Here is a 22151-nt window from a genome sequence, read left to right as displayed (position 1 = left end):
GGAATATAATGGATCTGGAAAGATTTTATATATGGCAGGATTGGCCTGCAGATAAACAGAAGCTTTTCTTTACTGCACTTGTCGCGGGATGGGCGTTAGTCCTTTTTCTGGTTTGGTCGGGGTTTGCTGAATCTCAGTCAAAGGCTGAAAGGATTACCCTTTCCAGCAAGCAGAAATTTGCCAAAGTGGTTCCATTGGTTGAACAGTTGAAGGCAGGAGAATCTTCACGTGGCGCGTTGGTGGACCGTGAGCCCATGACCGCTGCCCAACAGGTTATTCGTGATCTGGGATTAGACGGTCGGCTGACCTCTCTGAGACCTTTACAGGCAGGGCCAAATTCCGGACAGGGGGTTCAGGTTTTGCTGGAGTCTCTTAATCTGCCCGAACTGGTCGCTTTGATGCGTGATTTCAATGTTCGCGGAGCCTTGAAAGTAACAAATTTCAATATTAATCACAGGCTGGACTCCCCTGAGTTGGCTGATGTGCAGATCATTCTTGTCAGGTAGGGCGTCCGGATGAAGTTCATTCCAAATATTTCTTTTAAGTTTTCATTTAAAAAAATTTTCAAAATTTTTTTCCTTTTTCTGGCTGGACTTATTCTAGGTGCTTTCCTGTTTATGCCGTGGGAAATCGCTTGGTCTCAGGCCTTCAAGCTGGCAGATACCAAAATTTCTAAAGCTACGATTCAGTGGGGAGATTTTGTCAGCGCCGGACCTTTTTCTTTCGAAGTAACAAATGTTTATGTGACCACGAATAAAGGTTTGACCGTTACTGTGCCTCAGCTTGGTGTGTCACTCGGCTTTTCTCCACTTTTGGAGGTTCGGGTAAAGACCGGTCCGACCTTGACTGCAAGATTGTTTCAGACCAAATCCCTGACTCTTGGTGGTGGTGTTGACTTGGCTAAACTCATCCAGATGGATGGCTTGGGTGGTAAGGTGCGTATTACTTCCGATGTCGGGTTTCCTGAATGGGGAGCTCCACCGCGAACTGGAAGCCTTGTGGTGCGTTCCGACGAGGTTGAAATTCCCGGCGGGATGATTGCCGAAGACGTTAATGTAAACGCAGTTCTGGCCGGAAAACAGCTCCAGCTCAATTCTTTCAGCTGCGGCCAGCCCATCCCAGTGACAGCCAAGGGGAGTGCCACTCTGGATTGGAAGAGACTTCCCAATTCCTCTTATTCAATTAGCGGAACGACTACTTTCGGAACCACAGAACGCCAGTTTTCCAAGTCCGGCAAGCTCAATAAGTATCTTCAGTTCTAATTTTTACTGCGTGATTTAAAATATGTGTTCGGTTATTCTTGGTGCAGAATAAACCGTAATCCTTTTGTACGAGTGAAAAACAGATGATTTCTAACAATATTCTTTCTTTTGCAAAATCAGTCTTGTGTGAAGTGTTGCATCCGGGTTGTATCGGAGTTGATGCCACTGTGGGCAACGGTTACGATACTGTGTTTTTGTCTGAAAAAGCGGGTCCGGACGGCCATGTCTTTGGATTTGATATTCAGGAAGATGCGGTTAAGCAAACTGAGCAGCGTTTAAATGAAGAGTGTCTTCCTGATAACTGGACTATTTTTCATTCCGGTCACGAGAATATGCTTGAGCTTATCCCAGCAGAATTCCATGGGCGGGTAAATGTCGTGATGTTTAATCTCGGTTTTCTGCCCGGCAGCGACAAGACTGTAATAACCAAGTCCGATACTACTCTGGCAGCAATTAAGGCGTCTTTAGATCTCCTAGCCAAAGGCGGCATGCTTTGTATTGCTATTTATGCCGGACATCCCGGAGGGGATGAAGAAGACATTGCTGTGCGGGAATATTGCAACGCGCTTGATTACCACACATACCGGGTCATTCAGAGTGAGATGATAAACAAGCCCGGTCATCCTATACGAATGTTATTTGTAACGAAGCTGTAATTATTACCACAATTGTGATTGTTGGCCCGCACGGTTAATCCGGCGGGTCTTTTTTTTGTCCTATTGAAGATTTTTGTTCAATTGCAGGCGGGGTGTTTTGCCCCGCTGTGCGGGTAAAAAAGTACCAAAAATTGAAAAGTAGTTGTTATAAATTGTGGCCAAAAAATTTATCTTCAAAAAGGTAGTTTTTTGAAAAGAATTTTTACAAATCTTGTAAAAGCTTTTTAAGTAATTGAACTTGATATATTTATTAAGATACATAAGCGAATGCTATTGGCGTTTTATTGTGTGTCTATATTATAATTTAACAATAATGGAAAAGTGCTTGCTGGGTTTTTCTTGAAACCAAATCATAGTTTGACTAACAGTATTGAAAAAAACAAAGAGGTGTGATCAATGGGAAACTGGTCAAAGTCCAACGATGTGTTGGGAGCTGTTAATAGAGGAAATGCAATTGAATCCGGACTGTGTACCTTGTGTAGAGCCGACTGCCAGGGTAAATGTGAGACATGGCTGTCATCCCTCAGGGGCAGAGAAATGCTCTACCCAAGGGATTTCGGTCTAGTCACAGCAGGGAGCGGAAATACCACTCATGTGGGAGTTTCTTACAACTCCATGCGTATTCAGGGCAATAATTACGGTGCTTCCGGCAACGCCGGAGCAAATGGGGATTGTCTTTTCACAGATGTAAATCTTGAAACCTCTTTTGGTGCCGAAGAAAAAACCAAGTGCCGGGTTCCGTTTATGACCGGAGCTTTGGGTTCCACATTTATTGCCGCTAAATATTGGGATTCTTTTTCAGTTGGTTGCGCTCTTGTCGGTGCACCCATCGTTGTTGGAGAGAATGTTGTCGGTGTTGACCGCAAGTCCGAAATTTCCAATGGCAGAATTTCCAGCGCTCCTGAACTGGATCGCAGAATTGATACATATATGCGTTATTACGACGGATATGGTGCCATTATTGTGCAGCTTAACGTGGAAGACTCCCGTAACGGTGTTGCTGAATACGTTGCTGAAAAATATGGTGATAAAGTTATCATTGAACTCAAATGGGGACAGGGCGCCAAGAATATCGGCGGCGAAATTGAAGTTACCAGCCTCGACTATGCTCTTTTCCTTAAGAAGCGCGGCTACCTCGTTGACCCTGATCCTGAAAAGCCGGAAGTTCAGGAAGGATTTAAACGCGGTGCCATTCATAGCTTTGCCCGTCACAGTCGTCTTGGGTACACTGATCTTTCTTCGTATGAGCAGGTTCGTGAAGAGTTCATGAGTTCTGTGGCATATCTCCGTGGTCTCGGGTTTAAACGTATTTCCCTTAAAACCGGCTCTTACGGTATGGAAGCCCTTGCCATGGCCATTAAGTTTGCTTCTGAAGCCAAGCTGGATCTGCTGACCATCGACGGTTCCGGCGGTGGTACCGGTATGTCTCCGTGGAACATGATGGAATCCTGGGGTGTGCCTTCCATCCTGCTGCATGCAAAGGCGTATGAGTACGCATCCCGACTTGCTGCCAAGGGTGAAAAGGTTGTCGACCTTTCATTTGCCGGCGGATTCGCCAAGGGTAGCAATATCTTCAAGGCTCTCGCTATCGGTGCTCCATACGCCAAGATGATCTGCATGGGCCGTGCAATGATGATTCCCGGATTCCTCGGTGCAAACATTGAGGGTGTGCTTTACCCCGAAAGACGTGACGCTGTTTGCGGTAACTGGGACAAGCTTCCGGCATCAATCAAAAAATACGGTGCTACTGCTGAAGAAATCTTTGCCTGCTACGCTGATGTCGAAGCTAAGGTCGGTAAGGATGAAATGAAGAACATCCCGCTTGGTGCCGTTGGTATCTGGTGTCTGGTTGATAAACTCGGTGCTGGACTGCAGCAGCTTCTAGCCGGTGTGCGTAAGTTTGAACTGACTTCCATCAGCCGCGATGACATTGCTTCCGGCAACCGCGAAACTGAGCGCGAAACCGGAATTAAGTTTATCACCGATGTTATGGATGAAACAGCCAAGAAGATTCTTGATATGTAAGAATTTTAGGTGGAAATAAAAAAGGCGGAGAAACTGTTCAGGTTCTCCGCCTTTTCTTTTTGATAATTTTTATTACTTAAAAAAAGCCTTCACAACTTCCACCACCCGTTGGGCATCTTCCTCAGTCATGTGCGGTCCCATGGGCAGGGAAAGCACTTCCTTGTGGATCGCCTCGCTGATGGGCAGGGAGAGGTCTTCCATTTCCTTGTACGCTCCCTGCTTGTGCGGGGGGGTCGGGTAATGGATAGATGCTTCAATTTTGTTGTCTGCAAGATGTTTGATCAGGCCATCGCGGTCCTTGCAGCGCACTACAAAGAGATGCCAGACAGACTGGATTTTTTCACCGATAACCGGGAGTACCAGCGGTGTATCCTTTAGTCCTTCAAGGTAGATACTGGCTACGGTCTTGCGGGTCCAGTTCCAGTTGTCCAGCTTATCCAGCTTAACGCGCAGGAATGCGGCCTGCATTTCATCGAGTCTGCTATTGAAGCCCTTGCATTCGTGAACATATTTTTCAGTTGATCCGTAGTTGGCAAGCTTGCGTACCCGCTCGGCTATTTTGTCGTCCATGGTGGTCACGGCCCCGCCGTCACCGAAAGCTCCGAGGTTCTTACCGGGGTAGAAGCTGAAGGCAGCTGCGTGGCCCAGTGTGCCGGACATACGGCCTTTGTAAACCGCGCCGTGTGCCTGCGCTGCGTCAGTGACAACAAACAGACCGTTCTTTTCAGCAAATTCCATAATCGGGTCCATATCTGCGGGCTGGCCGTAAAGGTGGACGGGAATTATTGCCTTGGTTGCCGGGGTCAGAGCCTCTTCGAGCTTGGCCGGGTCCATGTTGTATGTGGCTTCCAGAGGCTCTACCGGAACGATGTTGGCTCCGGTGCGGGTTACCGCCAGCCATGTGGCGATAAAGGTGTTGGAAGGCACCAGAACATCATCTCCGGGGCCGACTCCGGCAGCGCGCAGGACCAGTTCGATTGCTTCCAGCCCATTTCCGCAGCCGATGCAGTGCTTTGCTCCGGTATAAAGGGCGAATTCCTTTTCAAAAGCTTTTACTTCATCACCGTGAATGAACCAGCCCGATTCAAGAACCCGCTTTGCTGCAGTGTCCATTTTCGGTGCCAGTGCCTGGTAAGTCCAGCCTACATCAAGAAATCTGATTTGCTTCATTTTCTTTAACCGCCTTTATGAATTCATCATAGCTGTAGTAATAGTCGCTCGGATCGTAATATTCCGAGGCCAGCACCAGACATACGGAGCCGGAGGAAAAATTTTCGAGTTCACGCCAGGTCATGGTCGGGATGTACAGGCCGTAATATGATCTGTTCAAGGAGAACTTGGTCTTGGTTTTACCGTCATCCAGAACCACGTCAAAGCTGCCGGAAGCAGCGATAATGTACTGCCTGAGCTGCTTATGGGCGTGGCCTCCGCGTGTTTCACCGCCGGGAACGTCATATAGATAGTACACCCTTTTGATATCAAAAGGAATATGGCGGCTGTTTTCTATAAAAGTAAGGTTGCCTCTATTGTCCAGAATCTTGGGCAGTTCAATAATTTGCGGTTTGTCTTCTTTAATCATTTCTTGTCCTTCATTTCCAGTTCTACCAGTCGGATATATTTCTGAAAAGTATAGAAAAAACCGTGCAGGGCGACTATGAATCCGGCCCGTCCGTCAAGGAAGCCTGCCTTGAGTATATACTGTTTGAAAAATTTGCCAAATCCGTGCGCCAGCGCAGAACCGAGTGAGCTGCGCTTGCCTCGTGAATAAAGGTCTTCGGCAGCATCCTGAGTATAACTGTTGATTTTATCCAGATGCTGGAAAAAATTTTCATACGGGTAGTGAATGATGTCTCCGGTGATTTCTCCGGACTTGTTCTTGGGGCGCAATTCTTCGTGGGGCCTGATGCCGCCGATGGTGATGCCGTCCTTCTTGTAAAGGCGGAAGAGTTTGTCCGGGTACCAGCCGCTGTGCATGATGAAACGATCCAGATACCACGAGCGGCGCGGGCAGTAATAGCCGTCCACGTCATCAGGATTTTGCAGCTTGGCGGTTATGGAGTCGCGCAGTTCCGGTGAAATTATTTCGTCCTGATCTATGGTCACCACCCACGGGGTTGTGATCTGGGTCAATGCGAATTTATGCTGTTCAATAGCTCCATTCCAGTCGTTATGGACAATGCGGGCATTGTATTTGCGCCCGATTTCGTGTGTGGAGTCCGTTGAACCGGAGTCGATGATCAGGATTTCGTCACAGAAAGAAAGGCTTTGCAGGCATTCGTCCAGCAGCCTTTCGCCGTTATATGTAAGTACCAGTCCGGTGATTTGGGTCATTGGCGCCTTTTATTTTCAAAAGAATAAAAAAATACATCAGGACAACCTTGGGATTGTAGGCAGGCCCACGGCGCTAGTCAAGATTTGTTGCGCTATCGCGCTTTTAAGAGTGAAATGATTTCGCCTCCGGCGGCTTAAACCCTTTGAAAAGGGTTTAAGAATCCCAAACTTTTTTATTAGGGCTTCGCCGCTTTGAATGGCTAACCCGTATGGCTGCGATTTGAAGAGAGACCGTATTGAAACTTAAGTCATCTTCGGTTCAATGGCCTGAGCGATTTGAAAGGCGCGGTTGGCTTTTACTCGTCCGGGGGAGCCGAGATATTTGAGGACTCCGCCTACTTCGCATTCGAGCATATCTTCTTCGTCTGTATCGAGCAGTAACAGATCGCCTTCTTCAAGGTTGAGCAACTGGCGGCCTGTGATTTTGGTCTTACCGAGGCGGACCAGCAGATCGACCGGGGTTTCCAGAAGTCTCTCTTTGAAACGGCTGACCCAGACGTGGTCGATTTCCAGACGTTCGGACTGGAAAGAGGCGTGCAGTTTGGAACGGATGGGTTCCAGAGTGGAGTAGGGCAGGCAGACGATGAGTGAGCCGATGGCGTTCTCAAGTTCAACTTCAAAGGTGATGACTACAACAACGTCCGAGGGCGGAACAATGGCCGCAAACTGCGGGTTGACCTCGGACCGAACCAGTTCGAGGTGAACTTCATGTACCGGACGCCATGAGTCTTCAAGGTTGGACAAGGCTATTTTTACCACCCGGTCAACAATGGCCTGCTCAATGGGCGTAAAGTCACGACCCTCTACTTTGGGTTGGGAGCCGGAGCCTCCGAAAAAGCTTTCCACCAGCGCGAATACCAGACGGGAGTCAACTACGAGAATGGCATTACCGCGCAGGGGGTCCATTTTGAAGATTGAAAGAGATGTCGGAACGGGCAGGGAACGCATGAAGTCCCCGAATTTGGACATGTCGATGGAAATAGGGTTGATGTCGACCCTTTTGCGCATGGTGTTGGCAAGGTTGTTGGTTGCCAGACGTGCGAAGCGGTCGTTGACGATTTCAAGAACAGGCATACGACCGCGGATAATGCGGTCCTGGTTGGCAAGGTCAAAGGAGACAACACCGGAATCATCATCCGGTATGTCCTGCTCCGCTTCAACCTCTCCACCGGAAAGGCCCCTTAATAGAGCATCAACCTCGTCCTGCTGCAGAATTTTACTCATGCTGATTAAACCCGTCTCAGTTATCGTTCATGTGGCCCATCAATAAATTACAATTATCCATTTTCGGTCGCAAAGTAAACGCGCAAGCCAATATATGTAAACTGTATCGTCCTAATAAGTAAAAACTTTAGCAACATGACTACTGTCTGGCTGTGGGGCGAAGCCATATTAAAAGTTTTTGAAGAGTCCAGAGAAACTTTTCCAAAAAGTTTCTTTGGCCGCCGGAGGCAAAATAATTTTATAAAAGCGCAAAGCGCATCAGACCTTTATATGCCAAGGCTCAAAGCGCACTCCGAGCAGATTGTTCTCGGGATAGCGCAGTTGCAGATAGCCGTATTTACGCAATTTGATGCAGGTTCCGGTCTCGGCGAAAAGTGCGCTGAAGTTGGCTGCTCCAAGTCCTTTTTCCCCGACATCAAAATCACCTACTCCGTGGTAAGAGTAACCGGGGGGAGCCAATGAACGGGAAGCCAGTGAAAGGTTTCCGCCGTTCGCTTCGGCTTTAGCGAGAAATAGAATGAACTGTTTGGCTACTCCGCGTACCCCGGAAGTAAGGTACACATTATTGCCCAGCTCCTTACGGATCTTGAGATATTTATTGTACGGGGCTCCCCGGTAGAGATAATTTCCGGTGTGTGGAACTTTGACCAGCTCCTTGCGGGAGATGGATGCAGTCAGCTTTTCAACAGGCTTTTCGCCTAAGAATCCGTAGTTATGAGCGTCGAAATGGAATATCTTATCGAGGAATTCCTGTTCCTGTTTGCTGAACGAACCGATGGAAGAGTAACTGCGCCCGAATTTCAAGGTGTCATCAAAGTCCAGTACACAGAAATTACCGAAACCTACTGTGCGCTGCACCCTCCGCAACCTGGTTAAGGAAGATTTAAGAAGCTTCAAGTCTTCATCTTTTAGGATAATATCACCGGGCTGCGGGGTGTCGAAGTTAGCCATTCGGTGTAGATAATCCTTAAGGTCTTTCTCTTCTACCGGGCGGGTTATTTCCTGCGCTCCGGCAAAGCTGGAAATTCCGCACAGCCCTGCGCCGGCGGATATCGAGAGTATGGATTTCAGGAATGCTCTTCTGTTCATATGGATGTGTCTGCCCGAATCAGGTTTGTAGCATCAGGTTCGCTTATTTATATAAAACAGAAATCAAGTTGTGAAAAGGTTTAGGGTAAGGGACAGGGATGTAAAAATAAAGCGCGGAAAACTTTAAGTTTACCGCGCTTTTCTACCAATGGAAATGTGGTATAAAAACTCTATTTACCGCGTTTGGTCCAGAGCTTCATTTCCTTCATTTTCTTACGGCGTTCACGCTGCAGTGATTTGCAGACCAGAGGAGTCTTTTTCTTGAGGCCGTATTTTTCACGGTATTCATCAGGGGTCAGACCGTGAGAAGCAAGGTGCTTCTTGGTAATGATCTTAAAGGATTTTCCGCATTCGCAGCAAACAATGGATTTTTCCTTGATGGATTTTTTGGGCTCGCATGCGGGAGCTTCTTCCTGTGCGGGGAGGGCGTTTTCGGCAATGGCCTGAATACCAGCAGAGAGTTTGCGGACCATGGAAGTCATCTCTTCTTCACTCATGGTTCTTACGCTTGCTTGTGCTTTGACAATTTCCAAAGCTTCTTTCAGATAATCTTCCACTTGGAATCTCCTTTGAGGATTATTTTTTCACTAACTTGGCGTTGGAAGAATTATGGATAAAGTACTTTGTAGTAGCTGTCAAATACATTAAAGATAATTTTGCGAGGATTTTTATATATTAATGGAAGATGCATGAGTGATAGTATTAATTTTTTATCCGGCTGAGTATTTTACATTGAAAAATCATGTTTAAAACAGATAAATTTCGAAAAAAGAAAAAAAATCCGAACGTTATTTTGCAAAACATTTTATTTATAATGTAGTTTCTAGCAATGCGCAGATTTGCTCATAAGTGCTTACACACAGGATGAATTTAAATGTTTGCGGTCTTTGCATTGCAGGTGTACCGCTGTACGGAGATTAATTAATAATAAGAAGCTCCATTAATTCGCTAATCGGCCCTCTTGGAGATAAAGAGATAACTATTTTGCTTAAAGTCAGGTCCGCTTTTTTTTGTCTATTATTTTTACCCCTTTTCTGCTCGGGATGCATATGGGGGACTGCGGCCGTGGTCGGGATTGCTGTGGTTGGGGCAAATGTGAACGAATATCAAGAGTCACAAGTTCCCCGCAATGCAACCAGAGATCTTGATGAGCATCTTGAGCAGAGACGGAAAGAAGATGAAGCTATTTCCCGTAGTAATGAATATCCGCCAGAACTGATTGATACTGATGAACTCATCGAATCTTACTCAACTCCGATTATGGAGAAGTAGTTCACGGGCTGTGACATGGATTTCCATTTTTATAATGCACTCTTAATGATTTGACTTGCCTAAATCTTTTCCCAAAGTGTATCTTGCTCCTAATCGTCTATCTTAATTAAAAAGAATTTAAAGGGGGGGCAGCATGTCCGGCCAGACAGTGAAGAATAGTGTTCTTGTTGTTGAAAACAGTAATACTCAGGCAAGAATCATTACCGAACATATAGAATCCATTACACCCTTTGACACCATTGTGGTCAACTCCATGGACGAGCTTGAAAGCAGGCTCGCTGATAATGGTGATGATGTATTCATCGCGGTGTTGAACTTGAATATTAAAGGTGCTCCCGACGGTGAGGCGGTGGATTACGTCCTTTCCCGCAAGATCCCCTGCATTGTTCTTACTTCTACTTTTGATGAGGAAATTCGTAACCGCTTTATTGAGAAGAGCGTGCTGGACTACTTTAATAAATCCAGACGTGAAGATCTGGAAGAAATGGTCGATCTCATCCGCCGTATTCATTCAAACCATGAAATCAAGGTTGTCATCGCCGAGGACAACTCCACTGCCCGTAAAATTATGCAGCGCCTCTTGGAACGGCTTAATTTTACCGTATTAGCCGGAGAAGATGGTGCTGAGGCTCTTGAATTGATCAAGAACAACCCTGATGTGCAGTTGTTGCTCACTGACTATGAAATGCCGAATCTGGACGGTTTTGAGTTGGTCAGCGAAGTGCGTAAGACCCATAGCCGTGATCAGATGGCAATACTCGGTGTCTCTGCCCATGATTCAGGAGCAATTACCGCTAAATTTCTTAAGCGCGGGGCAAATGACTTCCTCAAAAAGCCTTTTGAGGTGGAAGAGTTCTCGTGGCGTGTGACCAACAACCTCAATGAACTTGAACGCATCCGTTCCATTAAGGACGCTTACAGTCGAGATCCCCTGACCGGCTTTTTCAACCTCAGTTTTTTCCTTGATAAGGGCCGTGACGTTTTTGAAGACACGAAAAAAAAGGGTAAAACCCCGGTTGTGGCGGCTTTCAATGTGGACAATATGCTGGCGATCAACAGTCAGTTTGGTTGGAATGGCGGTTTTGCAGCTATGAAAAAAGCTTCTTCCTTGCTTGATCAGCATTCTCTCGGCTGGTTGGTGACAGCTCGCAGCGATAACGGTTTTTATATCCTTGCCGATGACCTTGATGCCTTGAAGCGTGATCTGAGTTCGGTTAAGGCTGCCCTTGCCAGCTCGGAGATTGTTTCAGATGGGAACAGGTTCATGGTCAGTGCTTCTTTTACCATCAGTAACGGTGAGAGCGGTTCTTTTGATGATGTGCTTTCCAAGGCGGCAATTGTTCTGAGGGATATTCAATCCAAGGGCGTGAATGCTTTCAGTTTTGCTTAGTCTTTAAAATATTTATGAAATTAAGCCTGCGGTATCAATCGTGATATTGCAGGCTTTTTGCTGCTTGTTTACTAGCTTCATTTCATTCGCTATGCTTTCGCCATGTTAGTTATGAAATGTGCATCATGCAGGCGTAAGCTCTGGAAATATTACAAGATAGGTCAAGGCGAGGTTCATCGCTGCCATAAGGAACGGATCAAGAAGATCTGGAATGCTGAAGAGCGCGACGGCAAGGTATACTGCCCCTGCGGAAAGGCATTCGGCATTGATCGTGGGACCTATTGGACCATGGATAAGAAAGCCTTTACTTATTCGGGGACGAAGACGAATAAGTGATGCAAGATATATGAAGTCAAAAGCCCGTAATCTGTGAATGATTACGGGCTTTATTGATTAATATTTTCTTTTGAAAAGACCGGATATTATATTCCCGGATTCTTCTTGGCTAATTCGTGCATGTCTTTCATGAATTCATCTAAGCTCAGCCCAAAACAGTGGCATAAACTTGGGATTTCAGTGTCGGTGTCGCCAATGGTTTTCTCAATTCTTTTGGTAATTGTTTTATTGTATACTATCTTTTCATCTTGTTTCTTCTTTGAAGAAATAACAGTGTATTTTACTGTTATTTCAGTATATGGATCATCTCCGAACAGTGTTTTTTCCTGGAAGCCTTTATCCATGATAACTGCTGAAATCTTGTGTCCTTGTGGTTCTTTGTCCATGTACAACCCGGAACCGACTACCCGAAGCGTCAGCATTTTTTCGAATTCTGACAAAGCAAGGGAACGGTCAAAATTATCAGTATAATACCTTGAATACCTCGCTTCGGCTATGCGTTTGGAGAATTCTGCGGAGATAGCACTGGTTCCGGCCAGAAAGCGTGCTTTACCTTCTACGGATTTGGCTTGCTGAGTTGCAGGAACTTTGACATTCAGCATATCACTGGCAAATTGGTTGTTCACTTTTACGATGGCTCTATCCAGAGCTACCATAATGTTGGGATTGGCTGCACACTCCCATAGGTCTCCAGAGTCATATTTGTCGCATGACCCTATTGCCGAATAATCCTTACTAAAAATTACTTCACCATTGATTTCGTTTTTTACTGTATAGCGTGCGGTGACGTGGGCGTCATAATTTGCTGTATTATATAGTATGTAGTCGTTAACTTCAGGGGCGTATAATTCTTTAATTTCAATCTCCAGCATAAGGTCGTTATCTGAGGACTGATCAAATGCCCCGGACTTTATAACAGCATGAATGGCCAGATTCTCCCATGTCTTTTTGAAAGCTATCCCGTAAGACACCCTGTCTCTATAATTTTTCGGGTCTTCATATTTGAACTCAACTTTATTCCCTACCTGAGCTTCTTCCGGAGCGTAAGCTGCTATGACATGCCGTATCGCGCCGTTCATTTTACGGCTGTGCTTTTGAATGTCTAGTGGTAATGGGTCCGGGCAGGGCTTATATTTCATACAAGACGGTAACATACACACCATCATCACCAACATCATCACTTTCAATATCCATTTTGTCATACAAACCTCATTCTTCACAAATTTAGACCCCCTAACCTTATTTGGCCGCTAATGCTTATCAGTGAGAGGTTGTATGGTCAATTTGCTGAGATTAAAAATCAAAAGCCCGCAACCTCTCAAGAGATTGCGGGCTTTATTTAATACTAATTTCAGAACGAAGCGGCGAAGCCATATTAAAAAAGTTTGGGATTCTAAAACCCTTTTCAAAGGGTTTTAGCCGCCGGAGGCTTTCTTAATTTCTTAAAGTAGTCAGCAACCGTACAGGATGCGTAAAAACGCCCAGCGCATTGGAAATGTCTGTTGCTACGAGATCGGCGGCGCGGGCTGCTTTCATGGACATGCATTCGGCCCCGGAGATGATGATGCTCAGGGCTGCTTCCTTAAGCATGAGCATATCGTTGCGTCCGTTGCCGATGCAGGCACATCTGGCCGGATCAAGGGTGTTTACATAGTCAAGTTTCGCTTGGTCTTCGGGGCTGCCGTTGATGATGTGGATTGTCACAGGCAGGCCGGAGAGCTCGTCTTCACACTGTCCGAGGGTGTCTGCCGTGAGTACATGGACCTGCACATCCTCAGATAATTCCATGATCAGCTTACCGACTCCGGGCAGCAGGTTGCCGTCAAGGGCGAGGGTGCCGTTGTAGTCCAGAACAAGATGTTCAATCTCAAGCTTGGCAAATCCCGGGATATCAAGATTTATCATGATTCTTCCTGAAACTGGTCTTAGCGGTTAGTCAGGCTAAAGGCTGGCATATCTTTCAATCTGCTTCTTGTAATCTAATACACCTTTTACGATACCATCGGCAATATAAGAAAGGTAGCGGTCCGTTTTCAGGCGTTTTGCTTCAGTGCGGTTGGTCAGATAGCCCAGTTCGATGAGGACAGATGGCATTTTTGCTCCCATAAGTACGTAAAAAGGAGCTTCGCGCACGCCCTGATCGTGTACCGACCATTTCGTGCGGATGCTTTTCAGTGATCCGGTGTGAATATTTTTAGCCAGATCTTTGCTTTCCTTCATCTTGGAATTGAGCATCAGGTCGGTAAGGATAACCTGTAGATCGCTGATCCTCTTGGCGGAAACTGCGTTTTCTCGGGCTGCTACACGAACTGCATTGCGGTTGCGGGCAAGGTTCAAGGTATATGTTTCAATACCGTTGATTTTGGAACTGCGGTGTGCGTTGCAGTGGATGGAAATAAACATGTCAGCCTTCTTGATGTTCGCCATGGCGGTCCTTTCTTCAAGAGGGATGAACTTGTCTGTGCTTCTTGTGTACATTACCGAGAATCCGGCCTTTTTCAGTTTGGCGGCAAGAATCTTGGAAAAACGCAGGTTGATGTTTTTTTCTTTGAGCCCATTGGCGGAAGCACCGGGGTCCTTACCGCCGTGACCGGGATCAAGCATGATAGTCTTGAAGGTCAACCCCAGTTGTTCGAGTAAATTCTCGGCCATTTTTTTACTGTTTGCCGGCGGGGTGTATTTTTGGGGCTTGGATTTTTGGGGTGTGGAATGACGAACGGGACTTTTATTTTCCACAACCTTTCCTTCTTCCGGCGCCTGAACATCGACGACCAGTCGGAAGGGGTTTTCCAGCGGAAATATTTTGTAGTCCTGCATGGAGTTAAAATCCAGAACCACACGTGTTGTTCGGGGATCGCGTTGCGCAGATCGAATATCCTTAAGAATTCCGTCAGCAACGTGGGTAGCCTTGTGCACACCGTTACCCAGAACGGTGTTTTCAAGGTCTATGTATAGCCTGTGCGGGCGATTTACGCTCTGATTCGGATTCAGGATTTGATAGCGGTAACGGACCTCTTCATCGAGGTCGAGAACCACGCGGGTATAGCTTTCGCTACTCGTGTAGCGAACCGAAAGGAGCTTGGCCTTGCTTGAAGATTTACTATTGCTTTTGGTGGAAGCTTTCTGGGCGGGAATGATAGTGCCTGAAGGCTTTTTGTGTTTGGTTTTTTTGCCGGTAATACCTTTACGGTCCATGGAATCCAGACGCTTGCGGGCCTTGGAATACATGTCTGACTTGGCGTAGCGGTGAACGATGGTCAGGTAGTCGGAATAGGCAAGATCTTTTTCATTTAGTTTGCGCAGCCTGATTTCAGCCCTGCGGTAAATACTGTCATCCGTCCACTGGTGGGAGGGAAAATTTGAGATCATGCGCCCATAGTAATCAACAGCAGTGCGGAAATCTTTATTTATGCCACTGCGGTTGCCAAGCTCTTCGTATGTGCGTCCGAGATAATACAGTGACTTGGGAGCGTATTGGCCTCGGGTGGAACGTTTGAAAACGTTACGAAATTTTTTGCCTACTTTTTCCCACTCGGAACGGTATTGGGATTTTTTCTGGTTTTTTGAAAGGGCATGGAACTGCTTCCAGGCAATGGTGAAATCATCCTTGATACTGGCTCCGAATGCACTGGCAGGGATGACAGAAACAAGCAGTCCTGCAAGGAATAGTGCCATAATCAGGTTTGGAATAAAAAATTTGCGCATTTTTTCAGTTCGAAGCTCTTTATATTTAATGTTTTTGCCCAGAGTGATAGCAGTAAAGATACAGGCAGTTGCTCTAAAAAAAGTTTAGATGTTTTCTTTAATAAGCTCGCATGCTCAAAAAATCAACTCCAGACTGTCCAGAAAGCATCATCTGTTACACCCGGGCGGAAAACACTGAAATTTTCTTTTGCCTAACTGTCCATTGTTCCAGCCTTTTTTCCTTCATATTGCAGCCGTAAGTTTCTTGTCAGACTGTCATCCCTGAACGCGGGATCAGTATATGAAAGCTGGACTGACGGGCCTTTTTATGTAATGGGCATATGCATTGTTACTCGAAACTTAAACAATTTACTTCACTCATTTGGAGACAGATAAATGGAAGCTCCCCAGAGAAATTTGGCTCTTGACCTTGTCAGGGTAACCGAGGCAGCAGCACTGGCATCCGCCAGATGGCTGGGCCGGGGTGATAAAAACGCAGGTGATCAGGCTGCAGTCGATGCTATGCGTTTGAGTTTTAACAGCCTTGAAATCAGCGGTACAGTTGTTATCGGTGAAGGCGAGAAAGACCATGCACCCATGCTCTACAATGGCGAGAAGCTGGGCGTTGGCGAAGGTCCGGGTATGGACGTTGCTGTTGACCCCGTTGAAGGCACCAACCTGCTGGCATACGGACGCCCCAACGCTATCTCTGTTGTCGGCGTTGCTCCCACCGGAATGATGCTTGATCCGGGCCCCAGCTACTACATGCAGAAGCTGGTTGTTCCCACTGCCGCAAGGAATATGGTCGACATCAATGCTCCGGTTAAAGACAACCTTGTCAAAATCGCCAAGGCCCTGAACAAGGACGTTGACGACCTCGTTGTCTTCGTTCTGGAAAAACCCCGCCACCACGGCCTGATTCAGGAAATCCGTGATGCAGGGGCACGCATTCAGCTGCACACAGACGGTGACGTTGCCGGTGCACTCATGGTTGTAGATCCCCGCAGCCCGGTCGATGTTATGATCGGTACCGGCGGAACTCCCGAGGGTGTTCTTTCCGCTTGCGCTATCCGCATCATGGGCGGTGAAATGTTCGCTAAATTTGATCCTCAGTCCGAGTCTGAAAAAGCTGCTCTTGAAGATCAGGGCTACGATCTGCGCAACATCATGACCGTTAACGATCTGGTCAAGAGCGATGATATCTTTTTCTCAGCCACCGGTATTTCCGGTGGAACTTTCCTGCGCGGTGTACGCTATCTCGGCTATGGCGCAGAAACCACCTCTCTGGTCATGCGCGGCAAGACCGGAACCGTACGTCACATCGAAGCGGTCCATACATGGGACAAGCTGATGAAAATCAGTGCGGTTAAGTACGACTAGTACTGATACTTGAAGAATTAAAAAAATGGGCGGTTCCGACAATCAAGTTGGAACCGCCCATTTTTAATCTGTGTGCCTGGAGCAGATTAATACTCCGGTGCCTCCAGCTTATCAGAGATGATTTTTGCATCTTCTTCGCGGGCTGCTGCGTTGAGTTCTTTGGCTTCTCCGTGACAGGTGATTCCTGTGGGGCGCAGCTGCACGTATCCGGCAGAGAGTACTTTGGTGTAGGGAATCTGTTCCCTGAATTCGAGGTATCCGATACGGTTCGGGATGAGTATGGGCAGCGGGTCGCCTGAGAAATCCTCAAACATGATGTATTTCATTTTCGATCCTTTATGATGCGGCCTGCCGTAATTGGCTGGGGGCCGGAAGTTGTTCCAGTTCGCGAACAATGTTGCCCGCATTCTCATTACAGATTATAGGCATATATATTCAAGATCAAGAAGTGTAGACCAGAAAATCCGGAGTTGGCAAATGGCTGAACATGACAGGGAGTTGCTGGACAACAATGAACTTGCCAGAATGCGCACATTGCTGGCTAATGAGCGGACTTTTCTGGCTTGGTGCCGAACCGCGCTGGGCTTGTTCGGCTTCGGTTTTGTGATTGAGAAGGCCAGATTGTATATGGCGAAAATGTTGCCCGGAACCCCGGAGATAATGCTTAAGGAAATGAATTTTCTCGGCATCTTCATCATAATTTCAGGAATGGTAATTTTAACCAGTGCGGCCTTCCGGTTTTACCGTTTTGAAAAGACTCTCGGAGCCAGAGTTCGTTGGACTACTCCGTATCCTGAAATGCTGGTCACCGTGGCAGTGGGAGTCATCCTGATAGTCAGTTCCATAGCTGGAAAGATGTTTTTCTAATTAAGCAAAATTTTTATGCTTAAGCGGCGAAGCCCCGATAAAAGTTTTTGGGATTCTTAAGTCCTTTTTTCAAAAAGGCCTTAAGCCGCCGGAGGCAAAATAAGATAATTAAAGCGCGAAGCGCATCAACTATGAAAAATAACTATAAAAAAATAGCCCTTTGGCAGACTGCTTTCCTTGGCGATGCAGTGCTGACCTTGCCCTTTATCAAGGCTCTTGCCTTGCGTTTCCCTGACGCTGAAATTCATCTTTTCGTGCGTAAGGGTGTGGAGCCTTTATTTGAAGGCCAGCCTGAACTCGCCGGGGTGTACGGTTTTGATAAGCGCGGTTCGCAGAAGGGTATGGGCGCGGCCCGTTCCTTTGGCTCCGAGCTGGGAAAGCAGAGCTTTGACCTCTGGATTTCCGCGCACACCAGCATGCGTTCGGCTGTAGTTTCCATGTCCACCGGGATTAAAGATCGTATCGGCTACGATGCTCCGTGGTATAACCGCTTTGTTTATTCTAAGACTGTGAAGCGGCGTTTTGATGAGCTGGCAGAAGTGGAAAGACTGCTCGCTCTCGGTGAACCCTTGGGCATTTCTGGTGCGGCCCCCGATGTAATGCTTGAACTTCCCGCTGCCAAGATCAGTGAAGCCGAAGAATTTTTCAGGGGATTGGGCGATGGTCCGGTTATCGGCGTACATCCCGGTTCCACTTGGGAAACCAAGAAATGGCCGGAGCAGAATTTTGCCCGGGTAATCGATAAGTGTATTCGTGAAGGATTCAAAGTAATCCTTTTTGGCGGTCCTGATGAAAAGGAACTCTGCCAGTCGGTGCTTGCTCAGGTTGAGCAGGCGGATAAGGTTGTTGATTTGTCCGGTAAATTGAACCTGCAACAACTGGCTGCCCATATTCGACAGCTGGATGTCTACCTGACCAACGATTCCGGTCCTATGCATATTGCATGGATTCAGAAGGTCCCGGTAGTGGCTATGTTCGGACCGACTGTTCGCAGGTTCGGTTTTTCCCCGCGCGGCGCAGATTCTACCGTGCTGGAAAGTCCTGATGATTTGAAATGCAGACCTTGCGGGCTTCACGGTGGTAAAAGCTGCCCGGAAAAGCACCATAAGTGTATGACTGATATTACAGCTGAGATGGTTTGGGATGAGATTTCACGGAAAGTCGCAAAAGGCAGGGAGAAGGGGAATGATTAAGCTTAAGAAAATTTTTATCCCCCTGCTGATTTTGCTGAGCATGGTTCTGGTTTCAGGGTGCAAGGTTAAAGGGTTGGGTAACACGGCTGACCCCGCAGTTGTGCCTGTTGCCGATCCGGTTAAGGTCTCTTCCGCTCCTTACACTGAAGAAAAAAAGAATGTGATTGTCTGCACTGCTGATTTTATGCGTGCGGCCCGCTATTTTTCCTATCTGCACCGTGAATTTGAAGGGGTAAAGTCAGTTATCGTCAAGGTTCCTTCGACGAATGGAACTGCCGAGTCTGAGGCGAAGGTGGTTTCCGGTATTCAGAATCAGGTGGCTACCCTGAACAAAGACGGCAAACTTATGTCCGTGCTCATTCTCGGTAACCGAGACATCGTTCCGGCTGCACGTTTCAGTGCAGACCAAGGGAATGAAGTTCATCTTTCAGATTACGGTTACGGCGGATCGGACTCAGCACCGGAAAATATGCTTCCGGTGGGCAGGATTCCGGCCCGGGATTGTGCCGAGGCTGAGGCTGTGGCTGCTAAGTACGAACGCTGGTACGGAGATCGTGAATTTCGCCCGGCATGGCCGGTATCATTTATCGGCGGGGAAGGCTTTTCCGCCCAGTCGCTTTCCGATTCGGAACTCCTATTTTTCAATCTGCAGCAGGAAGGTATCGCAGGCCCTGAGGCGATTCGGTATCTCGGTGCAGCCGGTGGGACAACTCCGCAAAGATTAACGCAGTCTTTGGCCGAGGATGATGTTTCCGTGCAATGGCTGGCTCTTGAGGCAACTTCCAAAGGTTTTCGGGCCGGAAAAGGAATTGTTCCGGTTTCAGCGATAATGGAACTTGAATATAAGCCCGGTCTGCCTGTGGTGCTCAATCCTTCTTGTGAAGTTGCTGCGTTAAATTCAACCATGCCTACCCCGGCGCAAGCAGTTGTTCTTTCCTCTGGCGGCGGACTGGCAATGATGACCGGATGCAACAGCGGCGGGGATATTCGCGCAGAACTCGATGACGGACGAGTTTTTCGGGTTGATTCCAGCGGGACACCACGTTTGCTCATGGAATTCCATAAAGCTTACTTCAGTGGTAAACACCGCATTGGTGATGCTCTCATTGAGGCCCGGGCCCAGTTTGCCCAGAACCTAATTAAAGGTGAGAGTCTTTCCCCGGTTTATGATCTGGTCTTTTATGGGGACCCGGTTTTATCCTTGCCCCTGCCTGTGCGAACGGAATCCCCATCCTATAAAGGGTTAAATGTAGTCACTAAATCAAAAAAACGTCAGGGAGTTGCAGTCTTTGACGTTAATTCCACTATTTCTTTTGCCATGGAAGAAGGCGGGGTTTATCCGGCAGTGCGTTTGCAGGTTATCGACCGCAGCGATGGACGGGTGGTTTCCTCCATGAAAGTGGAAGAGGATGATATTTTTAATTTCATGTCCGATGGCGAAGGGCAGTACCTGATATACTCGCGCCCACTGGATGGTCCGCTTGCATGGCAGTTTTTTGATGTGCGGGAAAAGGGTAAGGCCGCTGACAGCAAAGCTTCTGTCGTCGCAAGGAGGGCTAAGTCTGCACCGAGGATCAGTGCCGGACTCAAGCCCGTCAATTATGCCGTGCAGGTCAGTTCCAACCGTAAGCATAAATCAGCAGCCAAGGTACGAAAGCGTCTGGCCGGGCAAGGCTATGAGGCTTACGTGGTCGAGGTCCCTTCCGCAAACAACCGTAAATGGTATTGCGTACGGTTCGGCCGGTTTGATTCATGGGCCGCTGCAGTGGAGGCTTCCGCTGCTTATGAACGGAAAGAGCAGGCTGACGCGAAGATTGTTCGCTGTAATGACAGCTAGTTAGGAGTTTATAATACGTACCTGCTTGATTGCTTTGTTTTAATTCGGTAATAACCTGTTTCCTCGAATATTAAGTTATCGTTAAGAAGCAGGTTGGCGGCAGTGAATAGCAAAGTAAAAAAAATCATATTCCTTTTTATCGGGCTTGCAGCTTTTGCATCGCTGGGTACCTATGCGATTTACTCGATAGGTGGAAAAACGCCTAGTCCTGTTCTTTCTTCAGGATACAAATTTTCTAAAGGGATTTCCCTTGCGAGACTTGAATTAAGTAACGGTGAAATCATTAGGCTGAATAGAAGTTTCTGGGAAAACCGGGAAGTTTTGAATAAGGCAGTGCTTACAGTGGCTGGACAGGAATCAGATCATGGCCCTAAAGAGATGACTCCGTATGCCGGGTTGAAGTTTTCACTTGAGCTTACAGGTAAAAGCGGCATGACTTATTCCCCGGAAAATGTGTTTTGTAAGCGCAGCAAGCTGGTGGATGAGATAAGCCGTTACGTGGTAGAGGGGTCCAGAATTCTTGCATCATATGAAGCCATGCCCGAGTTTAAAGACCGCGAAGTAGAAATTGTCGATATGTAAAAAAGAATTTCAGCAATAAATTGAAAATCCCCCTGATGCATTTGCTTCAGGGGGATTATTTATACATGCGATAACTTAAGATCAGCGATTTGTTTAAAGTGAAAAACAGCGTTTATCCCTGTTGGATTTTCACTCCCAGTTGGGTGGCTTTTTTCTTTAAAAGGTTTGTTGAACCCGGGGCAACCTGCTTGAGATAATTTTGATATTGTTTTTGAACGGTTGTGACTAACTCGGGATCAGCTGTTTGGGGTGATCCCGAGTTAAATGGGGGATGCGGATCATATTCCAGAATCAATTGCTTGGCTTTTGCTGCTTTTTCGCCAAGCAGGAGAGAAAGAAGCACCAGCCCGAAATCTATTCCGGAAGTGACCCCGGCTCCGGTTACACGGTTACGGTCATGTACAACGCGTTCGAACACAGGTTTGGCTCCAAAGTAAGATAATTCCTGAGCAAGAGCCCAATGTGAAGTTGCCTTGTAGTCCTTGAGTAGCCCAGCAGCTCCCAGAATAAAGGAGCCCGTACATACGCTGGTAATCCACTGAGCCTTTTTCCCGACCAGTGAAACCCATTCCACCATGTCGTTCTTTTTTATCTGAATATAAGGATTGCTCGTTCCCGGAACACAAATAACGTCCGTGGCATTGATTTCGGAGAAGGTTGCTGTGGGAACAAGACCCAGTCGGCGGTTGGATCTGCTTTCGGCGTATACAGGCTTTTTGTCTTTGGAGACATAATCTACTGAGAATCCTTGTCCGGCAAGGACCTCCGCAGGCCCAATGAGATCAAGTGCGGTCATTCCTTCGTAGAGCAAGAATGAGATATGAGGTTTGTTCGGATCGCGATCTGCTTGCGGAGTTTCAGATGCATGTGCTGTGTCTGCTGACATCACCGCTTTGGTTGTGGGGACGGCAATGGCAGCCAAAGCTCCGAGGCAAGACAAAGAAAAAGTCCGTCGATTCATTTATAGCTCCTTTGGTAGGTTTGATTTCTTAAGAAACTATCCACATCTCCTCTGAGCTGATA

The 22151-nt window shown here is 47.1% G+C and carries 23 protein-coding genes; 12 read left to right on the top strand and 11 right to left on the bottom strand.

The annotated features are described in order from the left end of the window. Positions 1–8 precede the first annotated feature (8 nt). From ACNI23_RS14185 to ACNI23_RS14170, 4 genes are all read left to right on the top strand, one after another. A complete protein-coding gene (locus tag ACNI23_RS14185) occupies positions 9–506 on the top strand; it encodes a hypothetical protein (protein ID WP_420249617.1) in 498 nt (165 codons plus the stop codon). A gap of 9 nt (positions 507–515) precedes the next feature. Further along, on the top strand, positions 516–1262 hold the full coding sequence (locus ACNI23_RS14180; RefSeq protein WP_420249616.1) for a hypothetical protein: 747 nt from the start codon (positions 516–518) through the stop codon (positions 1260–1262). 83 nt (positions 1263–1345) lie between these two features. Next, positions 1346–1918, top strand: coding sequence for a tRNA 5-(aminomethyl)-2-thiouridylate-methyltransferase MnmM (mnmM, locus tag ACNI23_RS14175; RefSeq protein WP_420249614.1), 573 nt, complete (start codon positions 1346–1348; stop codon positions 1916–1918). A gap of 396 nt (positions 1919–2314) precedes the next feature. Further along, positions 2315–3943: a glutamate synthase-related protein gene (locus ACNI23_RS14170; RefSeq protein WP_420249612.1), complete on the top strand. Its 1629-nt coding sequence runs from the start codon at positions 2315–2317 to the stop codon at positions 3941–3943. 72 nt (positions 3944–4015) lie between these two features. On the opposite strand, the gene ACNI23_RS14165 is transcribed toward ACNI23_RS14170, so the two are convergent. The 6 genes from ACNI23_RS14165 to ACNI23_RS14140 form a co-directional block, all read right to left on the bottom strand. Continuing rightward, complete coding sequence (locus tag ACNI23_RS14165; RefSeq protein WP_420249611.1) at positions 4016–5113, bottom strand: DegT/DnrJ/EryC1/StrS family aminotransferase; 1098 nt, start codon at positions 5111–5113, stop codon at positions 4016–4018. Next, positions 5091–5522 carry a sugar 3,4-ketoisomerase gene (locus tag ACNI23_RS14160; protein WP_320173939.1) on the bottom strand — a complete coding sequence of 144 codons (432 nt, stop codon included), beginning with the start codon at positions 5520–5522 and terminating at the stop codon, positions 5091–5093. Before ACNI23_RS14160 ends, ACNI23_RS14165 begins: the two co-directional genes overlap by 23 nt. Further along, entirely contained in the window at positions 5519–6274 is a 756-nt protein-coding gene (locus tag ACNI23_RS14155) for a glycosyltransferase family 2 protein (protein ID WP_420249609.1), read from the bottom strand. The genes ACNI23_RS14160 and ACNI23_RS14155 overlap by 4 nt, the downstream gene beginning before the upstream one ends. Positions 6275–6517: 243 nt before the next feature. Beyond that, entirely contained in the window at positions 6518–7498 is a 981-nt protein-coding gene (gene fliM, locus ACNI23_RS14150) for a flagellar motor switch protein FliM (protein ID WP_015853445.1), read from the bottom strand. A gap of 258 nt (positions 7499–7756) precedes the next feature. Further along, positions 7757–8587 (bottom strand): D-alanyl-D-alanine carboxypeptidase family protein, encoded by an 831-nt coding sequence (locus ACNI23_RS14145; RefSeq protein ID WP_420249607.1) that lies wholly within the window; start codon positions 8585–8587, stop codon positions 7757–7759. A gap of 170 nt (positions 8588–8757) precedes the next feature. Next, entirely contained in the window at positions 8758–9144 is a 387-nt protein-coding gene (locus ACNI23_RS14140) for a Ros/MucR family transcriptional regulator (protein WP_015853443.1), read from the bottom strand. Positions 9145–9682: 538 nt separating this feature from the next. Between ACNI23_RS14140 and ACNI23_RS14135 the strand changes: the two genes are divergently transcribed. The 3 genes from ACNI23_RS14135 (at position 9683) to ACNI23_RS14125 (ending at position 11585) form a co-directional block, all read left to right on the top strand. Beyond that, positions 9683–9859: a hypothetical protein gene (locus ACNI23_RS14135; protein ID WP_420249606.1), complete on the top strand. Its 177-nt coding sequence runs from the start codon at positions 9683–9685 to the stop codon at positions 9857–9859. 133 nt (positions 9860–9992) lie between these two features. Next, complete coding sequence (locus ACNI23_RS14130; RefSeq protein WP_420249604.1) at positions 9993–11249, top strand: response regulator; 1257 nt, start codon at positions 9993–9995, stop codon at positions 11247–11249. 102 nt (positions 11250–11351) lie between these two features. Then, positions 11352–11585, top strand: a complete 234-nt coding sequence (locus tag ACNI23_RS14125) for a hypothetical protein (RefSeq protein ID WP_015853441.1) — start codon at positions 11352–11354, stop codon at positions 11583–11585. Positions 11586–11671: 86 nt separating this feature from the next. Here ACNI23_RS14125 and ACNI23_RS14120 read toward each other — a convergent pair whose 3' ends face one another. From ACNI23_RS14120 to ACNI23_RS14110, 3 genes are all read right to left on the bottom strand, one after another. Then, positions 11672–12787 carry a hypothetical protein gene (locus tag ACNI23_RS14120; RefSeq protein WP_420249603.1) on the bottom strand — a complete coding sequence of 372 codons (1116 nt, stop codon included), beginning with the start codon at positions 12785–12787 and terminating at the stop codon, positions 11672–11674. 232 nt (positions 12788–13019) lie between these two features. Then, on the bottom strand, positions 13020–13490 hold the full coding sequence (locus ACNI23_RS14115) for an HAD family hydrolase (protein ID WP_420249601.1): 471 nt from the start codon (positions 13488–13490) through the stop codon (positions 13020–13022). Positions 13491–13526: 36 nt separating this feature from the next. Next, on the bottom strand, positions 13527–15290 hold the full coding sequence (locus tag ACNI23_RS14110; RefSeq protein ID WP_420249599.1) for an N-acetylmuramoyl-L-alanine amidase: 1764 nt from the start codon (positions 15288–15290) through the stop codon (positions 13527–13529). Between the two features lie 375 nt (positions 15291–15665). Here ACNI23_RS14110 and glpX point away from each other — a divergent pair, with 375 nt between their 5' ends. Then, entirely contained in the window at positions 15666–16649 is a 984-nt protein-coding gene (gene glpX / locus ACNI23_RS14105; protein ID WP_420249597.1) for a class II fructose-bisphosphatase, read from the top strand. A gap of 86 nt (positions 16650–16735) precedes the next feature. Here the strand turns inward: glpX and ACNI23_RS14100 are convergent, their stop codons facing one another. Continuing rightward, positions 16736–16975, bottom strand: coding sequence for a hypothetical protein (locus ACNI23_RS14100; protein ID WP_015853436.1), 240 nt, complete (start codon positions 16973–16975; stop codon positions 16736–16738). A gap of 151 nt (positions 16976–17126) precedes the next feature. On the opposite strand from ACNI23_RS14100, the gene ACNI23_RS14095 reads away from it, so the two are divergent. The 4 genes from ACNI23_RS14095 to ACNI23_RS14080 all read left to right on the top strand — a co-directional run bounded on the left by ACNI23_RS14095 (position 17127) and on the right by ACNI23_RS14080 (position 21128). Further along, complete coding sequence (locus tag ACNI23_RS14095; protein WP_420249596.1) at positions 17127–17516, top strand: YidH family protein; 390 nt, start codon at positions 17127–17129, stop codon at positions 17514–17516. 131 nt (positions 17517–17647) lie between these two features. Continuing rightward, on the top strand, positions 17648–18709 hold the full coding sequence (waaF, locus tag ACNI23_RS14090) for a lipopolysaccharide heptosyltransferase II (protein ID WP_420249594.1): 1062 nt from the start codon (positions 17648–17650) through the stop codon (positions 18707–18709). After that, positions 18702–20546, top strand: coding sequence for a C25 family cysteine peptidase (locus tag ACNI23_RS14085; protein WP_420249592.1), 1845 nt, complete (start codon positions 18702–18704; stop codon positions 20544–20546). Before waaF ends, ACNI23_RS14085 begins: the two co-directional genes overlap by 8 nt. Before the next feature lie 102 nt (positions 20547–20648). Beyond that, positions 20649–21128 carry a hypothetical protein gene (locus tag ACNI23_RS14080; RefSeq protein WP_420249591.1) on the top strand — a complete coding sequence of 160 codons (480 nt, stop codon included), beginning with the start codon at positions 20649–20651 and terminating at the stop codon, positions 21126–21128. 112 nt (positions 21129–21240) lie between these two features. Here ACNI23_RS14080 and ACNI23_RS14075 read toward each other — a convergent pair whose 3' ends face one another. Then, a complete protein-coding gene (locus tag ACNI23_RS14075) occupies positions 21241–22089 on the bottom strand; it encodes a DJ-1/PfpI family protein (RefSeq protein WP_420249589.1) in 849 nt (282 codons plus the stop codon). Positions 22090–22151 lie beyond the last annotated feature (62 nt).

Origin of the sequence: Maridesulfovibrio pacificus (SeqCode) (genome assembly GCF_048612815.1) — a bacterium.
Classification (GTDB): Bacteria; Desulfobacterota; Desulfovibrionia; order Desulfovibrionales; family Desulfovibrionaceae; genus Maridesulfovibrio; species Maridesulfovibrio pacificus.
Note: the sequence above shows the minus strand (reverse complement) of the source record. Positions and strands in the feature narration are given on the sequence as shown.